At 64.5% G+C, this 1,071-nt stretch carries 1 protein-coding gene; it reads left to right on the top strand.

The features are described 5' to 3' along the window. Positions 1–14 precede the first annotated feature (14 nt). Positions 15–1,070, top strand: a complete 1,056-nt coding sequence (locus tag DEU38_RS27940) for a 3-keto-5-aminohexanoate cleavage protein (RefSeq protein ID WP_114724619.1) — start codon at positions 15–17, stop codon at positions 1,068–1,070. The last annotated feature ends 1 nt before the right edge of the window (position 1,071 follow it).

Below are 1,071 nucleotides of genomic sequence, written 5' to 3'. Positions count from 1 at the left end.
AACGGAGTTACACAATGCATTTCCACGATGACGCACTGTTCCCGGAGAACCAGGAGAAGCTGGTTATCACTGTCGCGCCGTACGGCCCGGAGTGGGCGGTGGAGGACTTCCCGGAGGATCTGCCGTTGACGATGGACGAGCATGTCCAGCAGGCGGTGGACTGCTACGAGGCCGGCGCGACGGTGCTGCACATCCATGTCCGTGAGGAGGACGGTAAGGGCTCCAAGCGGCTGTCGAAGTTCAACGAGCTCCTCGGTCGCCTGCGTGAGGCGGTGCCGGACATGATCCTGCAGGTCGGTGGTTCGATCTCGTTCGCGCCGGAAGGTGAAGGCGCGGATGCGAAGTGGCTCTCGGATGATGTCCGGCACATGCTCGCCGAGCTGGATCCGAAGCCGGATCAGGTCACGATCGCGATCAACACCAGCCAGATGAACATCATGGAGTTGATGACGCCGGGTGACATCAAGGGCACCTCGCTGGAGAACGCCGAGCTCGCCTCGACCTACCGTGAGATGACGGTTCCCGCCGGCCCCGAGTGGGTCGAGGAGCACCTGCGTCGTCTGCAGGCGGCGGGGATCCAGCCGCATTTCCAGCTTTCGTCGATTCCGCAGCTCGAGACGGTGGAGCGGTTGATCCGTCGGGGCGTGTACACCGGTCCGTTGAACCTGACCTGGGTGGCGATCGGTGGTGGCTTCGACGGCCCGAACCCGTACAACATGATGCAGTTCATCAATCGGGTTCCGGACGGCGCGTGCCTGACGCTGGAGACGCTGATGCGCAGCGTGTTGCCGGTGAACACGATGGCGATCGCGATGGGTCTGCACCCGCGCTGCGGTAACGAGGACAACCTGTGGGCGCCGAGCGGCGAGGTCAAGATCACCTCGGCCGAGCAGGTCCGTCAGCTGGTGCGGGTTGCCAAGGAGCTCGGCCGTGAGGTTGCCACGGGCAAGGAGGCTCGCGACATCTACAAGATCGGCACCACCTACGCGAACGCCGACGAGACCCTCGCCGAGCTCGGTTACGCCCCGAACCGTCGCCCCGGCCAGGTCGGCTTCACCCAGCACGCCTGAC

Origin of the sequence: Rhodococcus sp. AG1013, assembly GCF_003350365.1 — a bacterium.
Classification (GTDB): domain Bacteria; phylum Actinomycetota; class Actinomycetes; order Mycobacteriales; family Mycobacteriaceae; genus Prescottella.
The sequence above is the reverse complement of the archived record's forward strand: the minus strand, read 5'-3'. Positions and strand labels throughout refer to the sequence as shown.

Coding starts and splice junctions, on each gene's coding strand:
- DEU38_RS27940 (WP_114724619.1), top strand. CDS start 15: ATGCATTTCCACGATGACGCACTGTTCCCGGAGAACCAGGAGAAGCTG.